The sequence below is a fragment of the Phenylobacterium sp. genome (genome assembly GCF_036563285.1).
In the GTDB taxonomy this organism is placed as follows: Bacteria; Pseudomonadota; Alphaproteobacteria; order Caulobacterales; family Caulobacteraceae; genus Phenylobacterium.
In genome coordinates, this window is the sequence record NZ_DATCMR010000003.1 from 144,983 (window position 1) to 162,013 (window position 17,031).

29 protein-coding genes and 1 pseudogene are annotated in these 17,031 nt (G+C 67.8%); 4 read left to right on the top strand and 26 right to left on the bottom strand.

The features are described 5' to 3' along the window. Positions 1 to 47: 47 nt before the first annotated feature. The 3 genes from VIL76_RS02855 to rpsM form a co-directional block, all read right to left on the bottom strand. Entirely contained in the window at positions 48 to 1,064 is a 1,017-nt protein-coding gene (locus tag VIL76_RS02855; RefSeq protein ID WP_332043478.1) for a DNA-directed RNA polymerase subunit alpha, read from the bottom strand. A 74-nt stretch (positions 1,065 to 1,138) separates the two neighbouring features. Continuing rightward, a complete protein-coding gene (rpsK, locus tag VIL76_RS02860) occupies positions 1,139 to 1,528 on the bottom strand; it encodes a 30S ribosomal protein S11 (RefSeq protein ID WP_332043479.1) in 390 nt (129 codons plus the stop codon). A gap of 12 nt (positions 1,529 to 1,540) precedes the next feature. Beyond that, positions 1,541 to 1,909 (bottom strand): 30S ribosomal protein S13, encoded by a 369-nt coding sequence (gene rpsM, locus VIL76_RS02865; RefSeq protein ID WP_332043480.1) that lies wholly within the window; start codon positions 1,907 to 1,909, stop codon positions 1,541 to 1,543. A gap of 353 nt (positions 1,910 to 2,262) precedes the next feature. Between rpsM and VIL76_RS02870 the strand changes: the two genes are divergently transcribed. Genes VIL76_RS02870 through VIL76_RS02885 form a run of 4 tightly spaced genes read left to right on the top strand, consistent with a single transcriptional unit; the run spans position 2,263 to position 5,570 of the window. Beyond that, positions 2,263 to 3,549 (top strand): SDR family oxidoreductase, encoded by a 1,287-nt coding sequence (locus VIL76_RS02870; RefSeq protein WP_332043481.1) that lies wholly within the window; start codon positions 2,263 to 2,265, stop codon positions 3,547 to 3,549. Then, a complete protein-coding gene (locus VIL76_RS02875; protein ID WP_332043482.1) occupies positions 3,546 to 4,025 on the top strand; it encodes a DUF2269 domain-containing protein in 480 nt (159 codons plus the stop codon). Before VIL76_RS02870 ends, VIL76_RS02875 begins: the two co-directional genes overlap by 4 nt. Continuing rightward, complete coding sequence (locus VIL76_RS02880; RefSeq protein WP_332043483.1) at positions 4,022 to 4,522, top strand: hypothetical protein; 501 nt, start codon at positions 4,022 to 4,024, stop codon at positions 4,520 to 4,522. The genes VIL76_RS02875 and VIL76_RS02880 overlap by 4 nt, the downstream gene beginning before the upstream one ends. A gap of 31 nt (positions 4,523 to 4,553) precedes the next feature. After that, on the top strand, positions 4,554 to 5,570 hold the full coding sequence (locus tag VIL76_RS02885) for an adenosine deaminase (protein ID WP_332043484.1): 1,017 nt from the start codon (positions 4,554 to 4,556) through the stop codon (positions 5,568 to 5,570). On the opposite strand, the gene VIL76_RS02890 is transcribed toward VIL76_RS02885, so the two are convergent. From VIL76_RS02890 to rpsJ, 23 genes and pseudogenes are all read right to left on the bottom strand, one after another. After that, a complete protein-coding gene (locus VIL76_RS02890) occupies positions 5,567 to 6,142 on the bottom strand; it encodes an adenylate kinase (RefSeq protein WP_332043485.1) in 576 nt (191 codons plus the stop codon). The genes VIL76_RS02885 and VIL76_RS02890 overlap by 4 nt on opposite strands. A 63-nt stretch (positions 6,143 to 6,205) precedes the next feature. Beyond that, positions 6,206 to 7,558, bottom strand: a complete 1,353-nt coding sequence (gene secY / locus VIL76_RS02895; RefSeq protein ID WP_332043486.1) for a preprotein translocase subunit SecY — start codon at positions 7,556 to 7,558, stop codon at positions 6,206 to 6,208. Between the two features lie 78 nt (positions 7,559 to 7,636). Further along, on the bottom strand, positions 7,637 to 8,122 hold the full coding sequence (rplO, locus tag VIL76_RS02900) for a 50S ribosomal protein L15 (RefSeq protein WP_332043487.1): 486 nt from the start codon (positions 8,120 to 8,122) through the stop codon (positions 7,637 to 7,639). A 74-nt stretch (positions 8,123 to 8,196) separates the two neighbouring features. Further along, positions 8,197 to 8,376 (bottom strand): 50S ribosomal protein L30, encoded by a 180-nt coding sequence (gene rpmD / locus VIL76_RS02905; RefSeq protein ID WP_332043488.1) that lies wholly within the window; start codon positions 8,374 to 8,376, stop codon positions 8,197 to 8,199. Between the two features lie 5 nt (positions 8,377 to 8,381). Further along, positions 8,382 to 8,978 carry a 30S ribosomal protein S5 gene (gene rpsE, locus VIL76_RS02910; protein ID WP_332043489.1) on the bottom strand — a complete coding sequence of 199 codons (597 nt, stop codon included), beginning with the start codon at positions 8,976 to 8,978 and terminating at the stop codon, positions 8,382 to 8,384. 10 nt (positions 8,979 to 8,988) lie between these two features. Then, entirely contained in the window at positions 8,989 to 9,348 is a 360-nt protein-coding gene (gene rplR, locus VIL76_RS02915) for a 50S ribosomal protein L18 (protein ID WP_332043490.1), read from the bottom strand. Positions 9,349 to 9,351: 3 nt separating this feature from the next. After that, positions 9,352 to 9,885: a 50S ribosomal protein L6 gene (gene rplF / locus VIL76_RS02920; RefSeq protein WP_332043491.1), complete on the bottom strand. Its 534-nt coding sequence runs from the start codon at positions 9,883 to 9,885 to the stop codon at positions 9,352 to 9,354. Position 9,886: 1 nt separating this feature from the next. After that, positions 9,887 to 10,282 carry a 30S ribosomal protein S8 gene (gene rpsH / locus VIL76_RS02925; protein ID WP_332043492.1) on the bottom strand — a complete coding sequence of 132 codons (396 nt, stop codon included), beginning with the start codon at positions 10,280 to 10,282 and terminating at the stop codon, positions 9,887 to 9,889. Positions 10,283 to 10,294: 12 nt separating this feature from the next. Continuing rightward, on the bottom strand, positions 10,295 to 10,600 hold the full coding sequence (rpsN, locus tag VIL76_RS02930; RefSeq protein WP_332043493.1) for a 30S ribosomal protein S14: 306 nt from the start codon (positions 10,598 to 10,600) through the stop codon (positions 10,295 to 10,297). Positions 10,601 to 10,618: 18 nt separating this feature from the next. After that, the gene (gene rplE / locus VIL76_RS02935; RefSeq protein ID WP_332043494.1) at positions 10,619 to 11,182 is read right to left on the bottom strand and encodes a 50S ribosomal protein L5; all 564 of its coding nucleotides are present in this window, start codon (positions 11,180 to 11,182) and stop codon (positions 10,619 to 10,621) included. After that, entirely contained in the window at positions 11,175 to 11,492 is a 318-nt protein-coding gene (gene rplX, locus VIL76_RS02940; RefSeq protein WP_332043495.1) for a 50S ribosomal protein L24, read from the bottom strand. The genes rplE and rplX overlap by 8 nt, the downstream gene beginning before the upstream one ends. After that, positions 11,492 to 11,860, bottom strand: a complete 369-nt coding sequence (gene rplN, locus VIL76_RS02945) for a 50S ribosomal protein L14 (RefSeq protein ID WP_332043496.1) — start codon at positions 11,858 to 11,860, stop codon at positions 11,492 to 11,494. Before rplN ends, rplX begins: the two co-directional genes overlap by 1 nt. A gap of 12 nt (positions 11,861 to 11,872) precedes the next feature. Next, positions 11,873 to 12,121 (bottom strand): 30S ribosomal protein S17, encoded by a 249-nt coding sequence (gene rpsQ, locus VIL76_RS02950; protein WP_293384199.1) that lies wholly within the window; start codon positions 12,119 to 12,121, stop codon positions 11,873 to 11,875. Positions 12,122 to 12,132: 11 nt separating this feature from the next. Beyond that, the gene (gene rpmC, locus VIL76_RS02955; protein ID WP_332043497.1) at positions 12,133 to 12,327 is read right to left on the bottom strand and encodes a 50S ribosomal protein L29; all 195 of its coding nucleotides are present in this window, start codon (positions 12,325 to 12,327) and stop codon (positions 12,133 to 12,135) included. After that, a complete protein-coding gene (gene rplP, locus VIL76_RS02960) occupies positions 12,327 to 12,758 on the bottom strand; it encodes a 50S ribosomal protein L16 (protein ID WP_332043498.1) in 432 nt (143 codons plus the stop codon). The genes rpmC and rplP overlap by 1 nt, the downstream gene beginning before the upstream one ends. Before the next feature lie 11 nt (positions 12,759 to 12,769). Further along, positions 12,770 to 13,540, bottom strand: coding sequence for a 30S ribosomal protein S3 (gene rpsC, locus VIL76_RS02965; RefSeq protein WP_332043499.1), 771 nt, complete (start codon positions 13,538 to 13,540; stop codon positions 12,770 to 12,772). After that, entirely contained in the window at positions 13,540 to 13,920 is a 381-nt protein-coding gene (gene rplV / locus VIL76_RS02970) for a 50S ribosomal protein L22 (RefSeq protein WP_332043500.1), read from the bottom strand. Before rplV ends, rpsC begins: the two co-directional genes overlap by 1 nt. Before the next feature lie 2 nt (positions 13,921 to 13,922). After that, on the bottom strand, positions 13,923 to 14,201 hold the full coding sequence (gene rpsS / locus VIL76_RS02975) for a 30S ribosomal protein S19 (RefSeq protein WP_332043501.1): 279 nt from the start codon (positions 14,199 to 14,201) through the stop codon (positions 13,923 to 13,925). A gap of 3 nt (positions 14,202 to 14,204) precedes the next feature. Further along, a complete protein-coding gene (gene rplB, locus VIL76_RS02980) occupies positions 14,205 to 15,041 on the bottom strand; it encodes a 50S ribosomal protein L2 (RefSeq protein WP_332043502.1) in 837 nt (278 codons plus the stop codon). Between the two features lie 5 nt (positions 15,042 to 15,046). After that, a complete protein-coding gene (locus VIL76_RS02985) occupies positions 15,047 to 15,346 on the bottom strand; it encodes a 50S ribosomal protein L23 (RefSeq protein WP_332043503.1) in 300 nt (99 codons plus the stop codon). Further along, positions 15,346 to 15,984, bottom strand: coding sequence for a 50S ribosomal protein L4 (rplD, locus tag VIL76_RS02990; protein WP_332043504.1), 639 nt, complete (start codon positions 15,982 to 15,984; stop codon positions 15,346 to 15,348). Before rplD ends, VIL76_RS02985 begins: the two co-directional genes overlap by 1 nt. Positions 15,985 to 16,076: 92 nt before the next feature. Beyond that, positions 16,077 to 16,826: pseudogene (rplC, locus tag VIL76_RS02995) on the bottom strand (50S ribosomal protein L3); the annotation flags it as partial. Positions 16,827 to 16,839: 13 nt separating this feature from the next. Continuing rightward, a partial coding sequence (rpsJ, locus tag VIL76_RS03000; RefSeq protein ID WP_332043505.1) for a 30S ribosomal protein S10 occupies positions 16,840 to 17,031 on the bottom strand: 192 nt, incomplete at its 5' end.

Consider the following 17,031-nt stretch of genomic DNA (forward strand, 5'->3'; position numbering starts at 1 on the left):
ATCGGACCCAGGCCGCCGAAGCGGCCCGGAGGCGGCGCGAAAGCAGCTTACATCTGGTCTTCGAACTTCTTCGCCAGCTCTTCGATGTTCTCCGGCGGCCAGTTCGGCACGTCCATGCCAAGGTGCAGGGCCATGCCGGCGAGAACTTCCTTGATCTCGTTCAGCGACTTGCGGCCGAAGTTCGGAGTGCGCAGCATCTCCGCTTCAGTCTTCTGGATCAGGTCGCCGATGTAGACGATGTTGTCGTTCTTCAGGCAGTTGGCCGAGCGGACCGACAGCTCCAGCTCGTCCACCTTCTTCAGCAGCGCCGGGTTGAACGGCAGCTCCGGCTTGGCCTCGCCCTCGACCTTCTTCTTCGGCTCTTCGAAGGTGATGAAGATCTGCAGCTGGTCCTGGAGGATGCGCGCGGCGTAGGCCACCGCGTCGACCGGCGTCACCGCGCCGTTGGTCTCCACTTCCATGATCAGCTTGTCGTAGTCGAGGCTCTGGCCCTGGCGGGTGGGCTCGACGCGGTAGGCGACGCGCTTGACCGGGGAATAGAGGGCGTCGACGGCGATCAGGCCGATCGGGGCGTCCTCGGGGCGGTTCATCTCGGCCGGCACGTAGCCCTTGCCGGTGTTGACCGTGAACTCCATGCGCACGTTGGCGCCGTCGTCCAGCGTGCAGAGCACGTGGTCGCCGTTCAGGATCTCGATGTCGCCGGTCACTTCGATCTGGCTGGCGGTCACCGGGCCGGGGCCGGTGGCGCGAAGCGTCATGCGCTTCGGGCCCTCGGAGTGCATGCGCACGGCCAGCTGCTTGATGTTCAGCACGATGTCGACGACGTCTTCACGCACGCCTTCCAGCGACGAGAATTCGTGCACGACGCCGTCGATCTGCACCGCGGTCACGGCCGCGCCTTGCAGCGACGACAGCAGGACGCGGCGCAGGCTGTTGCCCAGGGTCACGCCGAAGCCACGCTCGAGGGGCTCGGCCACCAGACGCGCCTTGCGGGCGGCGTCCTGGCCGGTCTCGATCTGGGGCTTCTCGGGACGGATGAGCTCGTTCCAGTTTCTTTCGATCACGGGTGTCCCTCGGAACGCAGGATCGCCGGCCGCCAACGCGGTCCGGCGCCTTGAATTTCAGTTACTTCAGTTACTCAGACGCGCCGGCGCTTGGGCGGACGGCAGCCGTTGTGCGGAATGGGGGTCACGTCCCTGATGGTGGTGATCGTCATGCCGACCGCCTGCAGGGCGCGCAGCGCCGACTCACGGCCCGAACCGGGGCCGGAGACGTTCACTTCCAGCGTGCGCACGCCGTGTTCGGCGGCCTTACGGCCGGCGTCCTCGGCCGCCATCTGGGCGGCGTAGGGCGTCGACTTACGCGAACCCTTGAACCCCATCATGCCGGCGCTGGACCAGGAGATGGTGTTCCCCTGGGCGTCGGTGATGGTGATCATGGTGTTGTTGAACGAGGCGTTCACGTGCGCCACGCCCGAGGTGATGTTCTTGCGCTCGCGACGTTTGACGCGCGCCGGTTCCTTGGCCATCGAGACGCTCTCTTACTTCTTCTTGCCGGCGATCGGCTTGGCCGGGCCCTTGCGGGTCCGGGCGTTGGTGTGCGTGCGCTGGCCGCGGACCGGCAGGCCCTTGCGGTGACGCAGGCCGCGGTAGCAGGCCAGGTCCATCAGGCGCTTAATGTTTACCGCGGTCTCGCGGCGCAGGTCGCCTTCCACCGTGTAGTCACGGTCGATGGCTTCACGGATGTGCAGGACTTCCTGGTCCGTCAGCTCGTTGACGCGGCGCGCGTCCTCGATGCCGACCTTGCCGACGATCTCCCGGGCCTTCGCCGGGCCGATGCCATGGATGTACTGCAGCGCGATCACGACGCGCTTGTTGGTAGGGATGTTGACGCCAGCGATACGGGCCACGTGGGAAGCTCTCCAAGTCACGCACAAGGAACGCGAATGGCGCCCCGGCCTCCCGAGCCCGAGGGCATAGGCCGGCGCGTCCTTCGCGCTCTTTCGCGGAAGCGCCCCGTTATAGGGATCGGGGCGGCTCCGTCAATGCGGAATACGCCCATTTGTGAACGAACCAGCCGCAGCGCAAGAGGCGGCTCCTGCGCGGTCGTTTACGTCGCAACTGGCCCGGGTTCCCCCTCCGGGACTTATCGAAAGTAAGCATGATCCGGCCGCAGGGCGCAATTGCGGCCTTTCAGGGCGGCTGAACCGAACCCGCGGCTTGGCTGTTTGGCAGGCAGGATGACCAGGACGAAGGGCGCCACTTGCGCATCTTGATCGCCGGCGCGACCGGCTTCATCGGCTCGGCCGTGAGCGCGCGGCTGAAGGCAGAGGGCCACGAGGTCTGGGCGGTGGCGCGCCGCACCGGACCCATGGCGCGGCGGCTGCTGGTCGACCGCTGGATTCCCCTGGACGTGGGCCGCGCCACGACGCCCGAGGCTTGGCGGCCCCACCTCGAGGGGGTGGACGCTGTGATCAACTGCGTGGGGGCCCTGCAGGATGGGGGCGCAGACTCCACCAAGGCCGTTCACCTCGAGGGGCCCGCCGCCCTGTTCGCCGCCTGTGAGGCGGCCGGCGTGCGCCGGGTGATCCACTTCTCGGCTATGGGCGCCGACAAGGCCGGCCTGTCCGCCTTTTCCGACACGAAGCGCCAGGGCGAGGAGGCCCTCACCCGCCTCGACCTCGACTGGGTGATCCTGCGGCCCTCGGTGGTGGTGGGACGTTCGGCCTATGGCGGCAGCGCCCTGTTCCGGGGCCTGGCGGCCCTGCCCTTCCTGCCCCGGGCGGAGAAGGCCGGCCAACTGCAGATCGTGCAGCTCGATGAGGTGGTCGAGACCGTCGTCTTCTTCCTGAACTCGAAGGCCCCGGCGAACGTGGCGCTGGAGATCGCCGGGCCGGAGCGGCTGTCGTTCGAGGAGGTGGTGGCCGCCTACCGCCGGTGGCTGGGCTATCCGCCGGCAAAGATCGTCGCCGGCTGGGCCACGGGCCTGATGTACCGCTTGGGCGACCTCGCCGGCGCGCTGGGCTGGAGGCCGCCGATCCGCTCCAACGCCCGGCGCGAGATGGTCCGCGGCGCGGTGGGCGACAACTCCGACTGGGTGAAGCTCACTGGCATCCGGCCGCGCAGCCTGTCGGCCGCCCTCGCCGCCGAGCCGGCGTCCGTCCAGGAGCGCTGGTTCTCGCGCCTCTACCTGCTGAAGGCGCTGGCGCTCGCCACCTTCGCCGCCTTCTGGCTGATGACGGCGGTGGTTTCGATCGGACCGGGCTTCGGGCGCGGAAAGGCGCTGATGCTGGAGGGCGGCGCCGGCCCCCTCGCGGGGCCCAGCGTGTGGGCCGGCGCCCTGGCCGACCTGGTGGTCTTCGCCGGCATCGCCTACCGCCCGACCACACGGCTGGCCCTTTGGGCGGCCATCGGGCTCTCGGTCTTCTACATCGTGGCCGGCAGCCTGCTGCTGCCCAGGCTGTGGGCCGACCCTCTCGGGCCGATGATGAAGGTCTGGCCGATCCTGGCGCTGAACCTGGTCTGCCTGGCGATCCTGGACGACCGATGAGCGCCTACCTGATCCTGAAGTACTTCCACGTGATCGGCGCTACCGTCCTGCTCGGCACCGGCGCCGGCATCGCCTTCTTCATGCTGATGGCGCACCGCACGGGCAATGCGGCGACCATCGCCGCCACCGCCCGCATCGTGGTGATCGCCGACTTCGTGTTCACCACCACGGCAGTCGTCCTCCAGCCCATCACAGGCGTCCTGCTGGCCCGCGAGGTCGGCTACCGCCTGACGGAGGGTTGGATCCTGCTCTCGATGATCCTCTACGTGGTGACCGGCGTCTTCTGGCTGCCGGTCGTGTGGATGCAGTCGCAGATGAAGAAGTACGCACAGGCCGCCGCCGACGCCGGCCAGGCGCCACCGGCGGCTTACCAACGCCTGTTCCGCTGGTGGTTCGCCTTCGGTTTTCCGGCGTTCTCTGCGGTGATGGCCATCTTCTGGCTGATGATCGCGAGGCCTTCGTTCGAGCTGATATGAGCGCGCTATCCACCCGACTGCTGCTGGGCGCCCTGGCCGGCCTGGCCGGGACAGCCGCCATGACCGCGGCTATGGCGCGCCTGCACCAGCGGCTGCCGGCCGAGGAACGCTATCCCCTGCCCCCGCGCGAGATCACCGGCGTGGTCATTGGCGAGGCGCCGGGCGAGCGGCGCGACGGGGTCGGGGACTGGGCGGTGGCCGCGCACTTCGGCTTCGGCGCGGTGGCCGGCGCCCTGATGGCGGCGTGCCGGTTCCCGATGAGGCCCTTCCCCGCAGCGCTCGGCGGCGTCGGCGTCTGGGCTGGCAGCTATCTCGGCTGGGTTCCGTGGCTCAAGATCCTCAAGCCGGTGCACGACCACCCCGTGCGCCGCAACGCGCTGATGAGTGGCGTCCACCTCATCTGGGGCTCGGTGATGGCGCTCACCTTCCAGGAGCTGATGCATGCCCGGCGCACGATGTTCGCACCCGGGCCGCTGAAGGACCGCCGCGAGGCTTGACGGGGCGGCCGCAGCGGCGGCGCAATCGGCCATGGACCTCGAAAGCTTCATCCGCGCGCTCCCCAAGGCGGAGCTTCACCTGCACATCGAAGGCAGCCTCGAGCCGGAGCAGATGTTCGACTTCGCCAGGCGCAACCGCATCAGCCTGCCGTTCAGGACCGTGGACGAGGTGCGCGCCGCCTACGCGTTCTCGAACCTGCAGGACTTCCTGGACATCTACTACCAGGGCGCGGGCGTGCTCCTCACCGAGGAGGACTTCCGAGACCTGGCGCTGGCCTACTTTCACCGCGTGGCGGCGGACGGCGCGACCCACGTGGAGCTGTTCTTCGATCCGCAGACCCACACCCAGCGGGGCCTGCCGTTCTCGGTAGCCGCCGATGGTCTGCTGGCCGGCATGGCGGAAGCCGAAGCGACTCTGGGGGTCACCTCGAAGCTGATCCTGTGCTTCCTGCGCCACCTCGACGAGGAGGCCGCCTTCGCCACCCTGCAGGCCGCCGAGCCCTACCTCGGCCGCATCGTGGCGGTAGGTCTGGATTCCTCCGAGGTTGGCCACCCGCCGGCGAAGTTCGCCCGGGTCTTCGCCGCCGCCAAGGAGCGCGGCCTTAAGGTTGTCGCCCATGCCGGAGAGGAAGGCCCGCCGGAGTACGTCTGGGAGGCGCTGGACCTGCTGCAGGTCGACCGCATCGACCACGGCAACCGGGCGCTGGAGGATCCGGCGCTGGTCCGTCGGCTCGTCGCCGAGGGGATGACGCTGACCGTCTGTCCGCTCTCAAACCTTAAGCTCTGCGTCGTCGGCGACCTGGCCGCCCACCCTCTGAAGCGGATGCTAGACCTCGGGCTCAGAGCCACCATCAACTCGGACGACCCGGCCTACTTTGGAGGCTACCTGGCGGAGAACTGGCTCGCGGCCGCCCGGTCCGTGAACCTGACCCGAGGCGACCTCGTCACCCTGGCGAAGAACAGCTTCTCGGGCTCGTTCCTCGAGCCGGACGACATCGCCCGTCGGATCGCCTCGATCGACGCCTTCGCCGAGGCGGCTCCCGCCTAGACGCCGCAGCGCTCTTTGAGCGCGCGGTCGATCGCGGCGGAGACCTGCTCGATGGAGCCCATGCCGTCGACGTCCACCAGCTTGCCGAGGTTCTCGTAGTACGGCAGCAGCGGCTTGGTCTGGTCGTTGTAGGCGGCGAGCCGGACCTTGAAGCTCTCGGGGTTGTCGTCAGGTCGGCCGCTCTCGGCGAAACGCCCGGCGATACGCTCGATCAGGGCGGCGTCGTCGACCTTCAGGCGGATGACCAGGTCGATCTGCTTGCCGCGGCCCTTCAGCATGATGTCGAGGGCCTCGGCCTGGGCGAGCGTGCGCGGGAAGCCGTCGAAGATGGCGCCCCCGGCCGCCTCGGCCTCCGGCAGGCGGTTCTCGATCAGCTCGATCACGATCTCATCGGAAACCAGGTCGCCGCGCGCAAGAATGCCTTCCACCCGCTTGCCGAGCTCGGAGCCCGAGGCGATGGCCGCGCGCAACATGTCGCCGGTGGACAGCTGCACCATCTGACGGTGCTCCACCAGGCGCTTTGCCTGGGTGCCTTTCCCCGCCGCCGGCGGCCCGAACAGGATCAGGTTCATCGCTTATGCCCCTTGCGCGCCGGCCTTCTGGCGGGCCGGTGCGTTGCCCTCAGGCCGCCGCGGTCAGCGGCCGCGCCCGCCCCGCAGCTTCGACTTCTTGATCAGCCCCTCGTACTGGTGCGCCAGCAGGTGCGACTGGATCTGGGTGACGGTGTCCATGGTGACGCTGACCACGATCAGGATCGAGGTGCCGCCCAGGTAGAACTGCACGCCGGCGAAGCCGATCAGCGCCTCCGGCAGCAGGCAGACGGCGGCGATGTAGGCCGCGCCGATCACCGTCAGCCGGGTGAGCACGTAGTCCAGGTACTCGGCCGTCCGCTTGCCGGGCCGGATGCCCGGGAGGAAGCCGCCGTACTTGCGCAGGTTCTCCGCCGTATCCTCCGGGTTGAACACCACGGAGGTGTAGAAGAAGCAGAAGAACACGATCAGGGCGCCGTAGAGCACCATGAACAGCGGCTGGCCGTGCTGCAGCTGGCCGACCATGCCCGGCAGCCAGCTCTCGGCCCAGGCCGGCAGGTTGCCGCTGGCGGCGAACCCCATGACGGTTGCCGGCAGCAGCAGCAGGGACGAGGCGAAGATCGGTGGGATCACGCCCGAGGTGTTGATCTTCAGCGGCAGGAACGAGGTGTCGCCGCCGAACATGCGGTTGCCGACCTGGCGCTTCGGGTACTGCACGAGCAGCCGGCGCTGCGAGCGCTCCATGAAGACGATCGCTACCGTCACCGCGACCGCAAGCACCACGATCATGAACAGCACGCCGCCGTTCATGCCGCCCGTGCGGGTGAGCTCGAAGGCTTGGATGACGTAGCGCGGCAGCACCGCGACGATGCCGGCGAAGATGATCAGCGACACGCCGTTGCCGACGCCGCGGCTGGTGATCTGCTCGCCCAGCCACATCAGGAACATGGTCCCGCCGGTCAGGATCACCACGGTGGAGATGATGAAGAAGGGGCCCGGATTGTCGACGATGCCCGGGCTCGACGACAGGGAGACCGCGATCCCGAACGACTGGAAGAGCGCCAGCACGACGGTGAGGTAGCGGGTGTACTGGTTGAGCTGCTTGCGGCCGGCCTCGCCGCCTTCCTTCCGCAGCTTCTCCCACGGGGGATAGATGCTGCCCAGGAGCTGCACGATGATCGAGGCCGAGATGTACGGCATCACGTTCAGCGCGAAGACCGCCATGCGCTCCACCGCGCCACCCGAGAACATGTTGAACATGCCCAGGATGCCTCCCGCCTGGCCCTGGAAGGCCTGCGAGAAGGCGGCGATGTCGATGCCGGGGATCGGGATGAAGCACCCCAGGCGATAGACGACCATCGCGATGAGGGTGAACCAGATACGCTTATGGAGCTCCGTGGCCTTGGCGAAGGCCTGGAAGTTCATGTTGGCGGCTAGCTGTTCTGCGGCCGAAGCCATTCAGCAATTCCCCTGACTCGTCGTGCTGGACACATAGGGCGGCCCGCGCCGAAGCGCGAGGCCGCCGTGGTCGCAGGATCAGGCTTCCGCCGCGGCCGCTTCCGGCTTGGTGGTGGTCAGCGTGCCGCCGGCCTTCTCCACGGCCGCGCGAGCCGAGGCGGTGGCCGAATAGACCGTGAGGTTCAGCTTGGACTTCAGTTCGCCTTTGCCGAGCAGCTTCACGCCGTCCTTGGCGCGACGGATGACGCCGGCCTTCAGCAGGGCCTCGGCATCGATCGCCGCCTTGGCGTCGAGCTTGCCGGCGGCGATCGCCTGCTCCAGGCGCCACAGGTTCACCTCGGCGAAGTCCTTGCGGTTCAGGCTGTTGAAGCCGCGCTTCGGCATGCGCATGTGCAGCGGCATCTGGCCGCCTTCGAAGCCGTTGACGGCCACGCCGGAGCGCGCCTTCTGGCCCTTCACGCCGCGGCCGGCGGTCTTGCCCTTGCCGGAGCCGGGGCCGCGGCCGACGCGCATGCGGTTCTTGGTGGAGCCTTCGCGCGGGGCGAGCTCGTTGAGCTTGGTCATGTGCCTCTCCTTCGGAGTTCAGGCGCCCGGGACGGTCCCGGACTCGGCGGATGTGATCGTGGGGCGTGGAAGGCTCAGCCCTCCACGACCTCCACCATGTGGGCGACCTTGGCGATCATCCCGCGCACCGACGGGGTGTCTTCCAGGGTCGAGGTGCGGCCGACGCGGTTCAGGCCGAGGCCTTGCAGCGTCTGGCGCTGGTCCTTCTTCCGGCGGATCGGGCTGCCGGTCTGGCGAACGGTGACAGTAGCCATCTGACTTATCCTTCCGCGTCCGCGGCGGCCGGGGTCTGGGCCGAGGCGCCGTCGGCGCGGCGGCCGATGACGTCGGAGACCTTCTTGCCGCGCTTGGCTGCGACCTGGCGGGGCGAGCTCTGGGCCCTCAGGGCCTCGAACGTCGCGCGCACCATGTTGTAGGGGTTGGACGAGCCGACCGACTTGCCGACCACGTCTTGGACGCCCAGGGTTTCGAGGACGGCGCGCATCGGACCGCCGGCGATGACGCCGGTGCCCGGAGGCGCCGCGCGGACCATCACCTTGCCCGCGCCCCAGCGGCCATTGCCGTCGTGGTGCAGGGTGCGGCTTTCGCGCAGCGGCACGCGGATCATCGACTTCTTGGCTTCCTCGGTCGCCTTGCGGATGGCTTCCGGCACTTCACGCGCCTTGCCGTGACCGAAGCCGACGCGGCCCTTCTGGTCGCCGACGACCATCAGGGCGGCGAAGGAGAACCGCCGGCCGCCCTTCACGGTGGCCGCGACGCGGTTGATGTGCACCAGCTTCTCGACGATTTCGCTGTCGCGCTCTTCATCGTTCGAGCGGTTGCGACGATCGCCGCGCTGTTCGTCTCTGCGAGCCATCGATGTTTCCTTAGAAGCTCAGGCCGGCTTCGCGCGCGGCGTCAGCCAGCGCCTTCACCCGGCCGTGATAGAGATAGCCGCCGCGGTCGAAGACGACTTCCTTGACGCCCTTGTCCAGGGCTCGCTGGGCCACCAGCGCGCCCACGCGGGCGGCGGCGTCCTTGTCGGAGCCCTTGGCCTTCTTGTCTTCGCCTTCCAGCGAGGACGCGGCCGCGAGGGTCACGCCACGCTCGTCGTCGATGACCTGGGCGTAGATGTTCTTGGACGAGCGGAAGACCGACAGACGCGGACGGCCGTTCGCCTGCTTGCGCAACCGGGTCCGGACCCGTTGGGCCCGGCGCTTGGAGGTGTCACGAGGGGTGAGCGCCATGGCTTACTTCTTCTTGCCTTCCTTGCGGCGGACCTGCTCGCCCGCGTAGCGGACGCCCTTGCCCTTGTAGGGCTCGGGGGGGCGGATGCGGCGGATCCGGGCGGCGATTTCGCCGACCAGCTGCTTGTCGATGCCGCTGATGCGGATCTCGGTCTGCTTGGGGACCGCGAAGCTGATGCCTTCCGGCGGCTTGATGTCCACGTCATGCGAGAAGCCGAGCTGCATGGAGAGCGCCTGGCCCTTCATCGCCGCGCGGTAGCCCACGCCGACCAGCTCGAGCGTGCGCTCGTAGCCGGTGGTCACGCCGGTCACCATGTTGTTCACCAGGGTCCGCGACAGGCCCCACATCGCGCGGGCGCGGGTGGTGTCGTTGCGGGTGGCGAGCGTCAGCTCCGAGCCTTCGAGGCTGAGCTCGATCTCGTCGGCCACGGTCCAGGCGAGCTGGCCCTTGGGGCCCTTCACCGTCACCGTCTGGCCATCCAGGGTCACCGTGACCCCGTTGGGGATCGTGACCGCCTTCTTTCCGATACGCGACATCTTAGTAGACCCGGCAGAGCACTTCGCCGCCCACGTTGGCGTCACGCGCCGCGGTGTCCGACATGACGCCCTTGGGCGTCGACAGGATCGAGATCCCGAGGCCGTTCTTCACCGGCTTCAGGTCCTTGATCGACGAATAGACGCGGCGGCCCGGCTTGGACACGCGGCTGATCTCGACGATCACCGGGGCGCCGTCGAAGTACTTCAGCTCGATCTCGAATTCCGGGAACGCGCCCGGCTTCTCGACGAGGTGATAGCCGCGGATGTAGCCCTCGTCGGCCAGCACGTCGAGCACACGGGCGCGCATCTTCGATGCGGGCGTCGTGACCTTCGAGCGGCCGCGCTCGGCGGCGTTCTTGATGCGGGCGATCAGATCGCCGATGGGGTCGTTGACCATTGCTGGACCCTCCTACCAGCTCGACTTGACGAGGCCGGGGATCTGGCCGTGCGAACCCAGGTCGCGCAGGCTGATCCGGCTCATCTTGAGCTTGCGGTAATAGGCGCGCGGGCGGCCGGTGATCTCGCAGCGGTTGCGGATCCGGGTCGCCGACGAGTTGCGCGGCATTTCGGCAAGCTTCAGTCGGGCTTCAAAACGTTCTTCGAGCGGCAGGCTCTCGTCGTTGGCGATCGCCTTCAGCGCTTCGCGCTTGGCGGCGTTCTGCTTGACGAGCTGCTTGACGCGTTCGTTGCGGTTGACGGCGCTTTTCTTGGCCATGTGTCCTGTCCTTCCCGCTTACTGCTGCTGCGTGAACGGGAATTGGAATTCACGAAGGAGCTCACGCGCCTCTTCGTCGGTCTTCGCCGTGGTGGCCACGACGATGTCCATGCCCCACATCTGGTCGATCTGGTCGTAGTTGATCTCCGGGAACACGATGTGCTCCTTCAGACCCATGGCGTAGTTGCCGCGACCGTCGAACGAGGTGGCCTTCAGGCCCCGGAAGTCCTTCACGCGCGGGAGCGCGATGGTGATCAGCCGGTCCAGGAACTCGTACATGCGATCCTTGCGAAGGGTGACCTTCGCGCCGATCGTCATGCCCTCGCGCAGCTTGAAGCCGGCGATGGAGGTCCGCGCCTTGGTGGACACCGGCTTCTGGCCGGCGATGCGCGCCAGGTCGGCCATGGCCGACTGGATCTTCTTCGAGTCACCGACCGCTTCGCCGACGCCCATGTTGATGACGATCTTGTCCAACTTGGGGATCTGCATCTCGTTCGTGTAGCCGAAGCGTTCCTTCAGCTTCGCGCGGATGCGCTCGCGGTACTCGGCCTTCAGCCGCGGTTCGTAAGCTTGCTCAGCCATTGGCGATCACCTCGCCGGTCGTCTTGGCGAACCGGACCTTCTTGTCGCCGTCCACGCGGAAGCCGACGCGGGTCGGCTTGCCGGCGGAGTCGGCGACGGCCACGTTCGACAAGTGGATCGGCGCTTCCTTGTGCTTGATGCCCCCTTGGGGGTCGAACTGCGTCGGGCGGGTGTGGCGCTGAACCATGTTCAGCCCCTCGACCAGCACGCGCTGCTCTTTCGGGAAAACCTTCTGGACGGTGCCGGTGCGGCCCTTGTCCTTGCCGGTCAGAACGACGACGCGGTCGCCCTTGCGGATCTTGGCGGCCATTACAGCACCTCCGGCGCGAGCGAGATAATCTTCATGTGGTTCTTCGCGCGCAGTTCGCGGGGAACCGGGCCGAAGATCCGCGTGCCGATCGGCTCGCTCTGCTTGTTGACGATCACGGCCGCGTTCTTGTCGAAGCGGATGACCGAGCCGTCCTTGCGCTTGATGCTCTGGCTGGTGCGCACGACGATCGCCTGCAGCACGTCGCCCTTCTTCACGCGGCCACGCGGGATCGCCTCCTTCACGGAGACGACGATCTTGTCGCCGACGCTCGCGTAACGACGCTTCGCGCCGCCGAGCACCTTGATGCACATGACCCGGCGGGCGCCGGAGTTGTCGGCGACGTCCAGGTTAGTTTGCATCTGGATCATTGATGTCGATCCTTAGGCTTGGGCCGCACTGCCCTTAGGCAGCACTTCCCAGGTTTTCGTTTTCGACTTGGGCGCGCACTCGATGATGCGAGCGACCTCGCCGGCCTTGTAGGCGTTGGCCTCGTCGTGGGCGTGGTACTTCTTCGACCGGCGGACGGTCTTCTTCAGCACCGGGTGCAGGAAGGTCCGCTCGACCTTCACGACCACCGTCTTGTCGCCCTTGTCGGAGACGACGACGCCTTCGAGAATTCGCTTGGGCATTCGTTGCTCTCCTAGGCCTGCGCCTGCTTCGTCCGCAGGACCGTCTTGATGCGCGCAATATCCTTGCGCACCTGGTCCACGCGGTGGGTCTTCTCGATCTGGCCCGTCGCCTTCTGGAAGCGCAGGTTGAACTGCTCCTTCTTCAGGTTGACGAGCTCCTGGCTCAGTTGGTCGGGCGTCATGCCCCGGACGTCATCGATCTTCATTACGCGTGCTCCGCGGCGGCGGCGTCGATGCGGGCGACGATGCGGGTCTTCACCGGAAGCTTGGCCGCGCCGAGGCGCAGGGCTTCACGGGCCACGTCGTCCGGCACGCCGTCGACTTCGAACATGATCCGGCCGGGCTCGACGCGCGCGGCCCAGTACTCCACCGAGCCCTTGCCAGAGCCCATGCGGACTTCGGCCGGCTTGCCGGTCACCGGCACGTCCGGGAAGATGCGGATCCACACCCGGCCCTGGCGCTTCATCTGACGCGTGATCGCGCGGCGGGCCGCCTCGATCTGACGCGCGGTGATGCGCTCGGGCTCAACCGACTTCAGCCCGTACGAGCCGAAGTTCAGGGTGAAGCCGCCCTTGGCCATGCCGGAGATCCGGCCCTTGAACGCCTTGCGGTACTTGGTCTTCTTCGGAGACAGCATCGGTCAGTCCCTTACGCGTTCTCGGGCGCGCCGCGGCGCTCGCGGTCGCGACGCGGGCCACGGTCCGGACGGTCGCCGCGCTCGCGGCCGCCGCCTTCGCCCGCAGGCCCGCTCTCGCCGGCCAAGCGCTTGTCGAGCGCCATCGGGTCGTGCTCGAGCACCTCGCCCTTGAACACCCACACCTTCACGCCGATCACGCCGTAGGTGGTCTTGGCCTCGGTGAAGCCGTAGTCCACGTCGGCGCGCAGGGTGTGCAGCGGCACGCGGCCTTCGCGGTACCACTCCATGCGGGCGATTTCCGCGCCGCCGAGGCGGCCGGAGACGTTGATGCGGACGCCCTTGGCGCCCAGGCGCATGGCCGACTGCATCGAGCGCTTCATGGCGCGGCGGAAGGCCACCCGGCGCTCGAGCTGCTGGGCGATGTTCTCGGCCACCAGCTGGGCGTCAGTCTCCGGCTTGCGGATCTCGATGATGTTCAGGTGAACATCGGCGCCCCCGGCCATCTGCGCCACGTCCTTGCGCAGCTTGTCGATGTCCGCGCCCTTCTTGCCGATAATCACGCCGGGGCGCGCGGCATAGATGGTGATGCGGCACTTCTTGTGCGGACGCTCGATGACAATGCGCGAGACGCCGGCCTGGTACAGGCGCTTCTTCAGCGCGCGGCGGATCTTGATGTCGGCGTGCAGCAGCTTGCCGTACTCGGCGCCGTCGGCGAACCAGCGGCTGTCCCACGTACGATTGATACCGAGGCGCAGGCCGATCGGATTGATTTTCTGACCCATCAGGCGGCCTCACCCAGCTCGCGGACCACGATGGTGATCTCGCTGAACGGCTTCTCGATGCGGGACGCACGTCCGCGGGCTCGCGCCGCGAAACGCTTCATCACCAGGTTCTTGCCCACGAAGGCCTCGGCGACGACCAGGTTGTCGATGTCGAGGTTGTGGTTGTTTTCGGCGTTGGAGATCGCCGAGTAGAGCGCCTTGCGCACGTCCTTGGCGATCCGCTTGGAGGAGAACTCCAGCTCGCTCAGGGCGCGCTGCACCTTCAGCCCGCGGATGGACTGGGCGACCAGGTTCAGCTTGCGCGGGCTGGTGCGCAGGGTGCGGACCTTGGCCACCGCTTCGGCGCCCGACAGTCGGCGAGGTTTGGCTTGCTTGGACATAGCTACTTCCTCTTGGCCTTCTTGTCGGCCGCGTGACCGGGGAAGAAGCGGGTGGGCGCGAACTCGCCCAGCTTCATGCCGACCATGTCCTCGGAGACGAGGACGGGCACGTGCTTCTGGCCGTTGTGCACGCCGAACGTCAGGCCCACGAACTGGGGCATGATGGTGGAGCGGCGCGACCAGGTCTTGATCACGTCCTTGCGGCCGGCGCTTTGGACGGCGTCGGCCTTCTTGAGCAGGTATCCGTCGACGAACGGACCTTTCCAGACGGAGCGGGTCATCGGTTAGCGAGCCTTCCGAGCGTGACGCGAGCGGATGATGAACTTGTCCGTCGCCTTGTTCTTGCGGGTCTTGCGGCCCTTCGTGGGCTGGCCCCACGGGGTGACCGGGTGCCGGCCGCCGGAGGTGCGGCCTTCGCCGCCGCCGTGCGGGTGGTCGATCGGGTTCATGGCGACGCCGCGGACGTGCGGACGACGGCCCTTGTGCCGGACGCGTCCGGCCTTCCCGAGGACCTCGTTCATATGGTCGGGATTGCTGACAGCGCCCACCGTGGCCATGCAGGAATCCGGCACCATCCGCAGTTCGCCAGAGTTCAGGCGGATCTGGGCGTAGCCGGCGTCACGGCCGACGAGCTGGGCGTAGGTCCCGGCCGAGCGGGCCATCTGGCCGCCCTTCAGGGGCTTCAGCTCGACGTTGTGGATGATCGTGCCGATCGGCATGCCGCGCAGCGGCATGGCGTTGCCAGGCTTCACGTCGGCCCGTTCGGCCGCGATCACCTGGTCGCCGGCCTTCAGGCGCTGCGGGGCCAGGATGTAGCTGAGCTCGCCGTCGGCGTAGCGGATCAGGGCGATGAAGGCCGACCGGTTGGGGTCGTACTCCAGGCGCTCGACCGTCGCCGGCACGTCGAACTTGCGGCGCTTGAAGTCCACGGTGCGGTAGAGGCGCTTGGCGCCGCCGCCGCGGAAACGCACGGCCACACGGCCGCCGCCGCCACGCCCGCCGGACTTGTTCAGGCCCTCGACGAGGGACTTTTCCGGCCGGCCCTTGTGGAGCTCGGACTTGTCGACCAGGACCAGCTGGCGGCGGCCCGGCGACGTCGGATTGTACTGCTTCAGAGCCATCTAACTCAGAGCCCCGTGGTGATGTCGATCGACTGGCCTTCGGCCAGGGTCACGATCGCTTTCTTGACGTCGGAACGCCGGCCGACGATGCCGCGGAAGCGCTTGGTCTTGCCCTTCACGTTGATCGTGTTGACCTTCGTGACGTTGACCTTGAACAGCGCCTCGACGGCGGCGGCGATCTCGTCTTTCGACGCGTCGCCGGTCACCCGGAACACGACCTTGTTCTGCTCGGAGAGCAGGGTCGCCTTCTCGGTGATCACCGGAGCGAGAATCGTGTCGTAATGACGGGCGGTGGGCTCGACCATTACGCGGCCTCCTTGGCTTGGAACCGCGCCTGGATCGCCTCGACGGCGTCCTTCGTCAGGACCAGCGTCTGGCGGCGCAGCACGTCATAGACGTTGAGGCCGGCGTTCGGCAGCACGTCCACGTTCGGGATGTTGCGGGCGGCCAGCTTGAAGTTGTTGTCCACCTCGACCCCGGCGATCACCAGCGCGTTGGTCACGCCGATCTTGCCGAGCTGTTCGCGCAGCGCCGCGGTCTTGGCGTCCTTCAGGCCGACGCTGTCGACCACGATGAGCGCGCCGTCCTTGGCCTTCGACGACAGCGCGTGGCGCAGGGCCAGCGCGCGGACCTTCTTCGGCAGGTCGAAGGCGTGGCTGCGGACGACCGGCCCGTGGGCCTTGGCGCCGCCGACGAACTGGGCCGCCCGGCGCGAGCCGTGGCGGGCGCCGCCGGTGCCCTTCTGGCGGTACATCTTCTTGCCCGTACGAGAGACCTCGTTGCGGACCTGGATCTTGTGGGTGCCGGCGCGGCGCTTGGCGAGCTGCCAGGTGATGCAGCGCTGCAGGATGTCGGCGCGGATCTCTTCGATGCCGAAGATGTCGTCGGGGAGCTCGATCGAGCCGCCCTTCCCGCCGTCCAGCTTGATGACGTCGAGTTTCATTACGCGTTGTCCCCTTCAGACTTCGGGGCCTCTTCCGCGGCCGGGGCTTCGGCGGCCGGCGCTTCGGCCACGGGGGCCTCGGCGGGGGCGGCTTCGGCGACAGGCGCTTCGGTCGCGGCTTCTTCGGTGGCGGGGGCCTCTTCCTCGGCCGGAGCGGCGTCGGAGCCGGCGGTGCGGAACGCGCCCGGCTTCGGGGCGTCGGCCGGCAGGGCCACCTTCACCGCGTCGCGGATCTTCACGAACGTGCCTTCGGTGCCCGGGACGGCGCCCTTCACCAGGATCAGGCCGCGTTCGGCGTCGACGCGCCAGACGGTGAGGTTGAGGGTGGTGACGGTCTCCTGGCCGAGGTGGCCGGCCATCTTCTTGCCCTTGAACGTCCGGCCCGGATCCTGCCGCTGGCCGGTCGAGCCGTGCGAACGGTGGGAGACCGAGACGCCGTGGGTGGCGCGAAGGCCGCCGAAGTTCCAGCGCTTCATCGCGCCCTGGAAGCCCTTGCCGACGGTGACGCCAGAGATGTCCACCTTCTGGCCGGGTACGAAGTGGTCGGCGGTGATCTCCGCGCCCACGTCGATGAGGTTGTCCTCGGATACCCGGAACTCGGCCACGGTGCGCTTCGGCTCCACTTGCGCCTTGGCGAAGTGGCCGCGCATGGCCTTGGAGGTGTTCTTGGCCTTCTTCGCGCCCGCGCCGAGCTGGAGGGCCACATAGCCGTCCTTGTCTGCGGTGCGCTGGCCCACGACCTGGCAGCCTTCGAGGCTGAGCACGGTCACGGGCACGTGGGCGCCGGCTTCGTCGAAGAAGCGGGCCATCCCGAGCTTTTTGGCGATCACGCCGGTACGCATCGGACCGATCCCCTTAGAGCTTGATCTCGACGTCCACGCCGGCGGACAGGTCGAGCTTCATGAGCGCGTCCACGGTCTGCGGGGTGGGGTCGACGATGTCGAGCACGCGCTTGTGCGTGCGGATTTCGAACTGCTCGCGCGACTTCTTGTCGATGTGCGGCGAGCGGTTGACGGTGAATTTCTCGATGCGCGTCGGCAGCGGGAT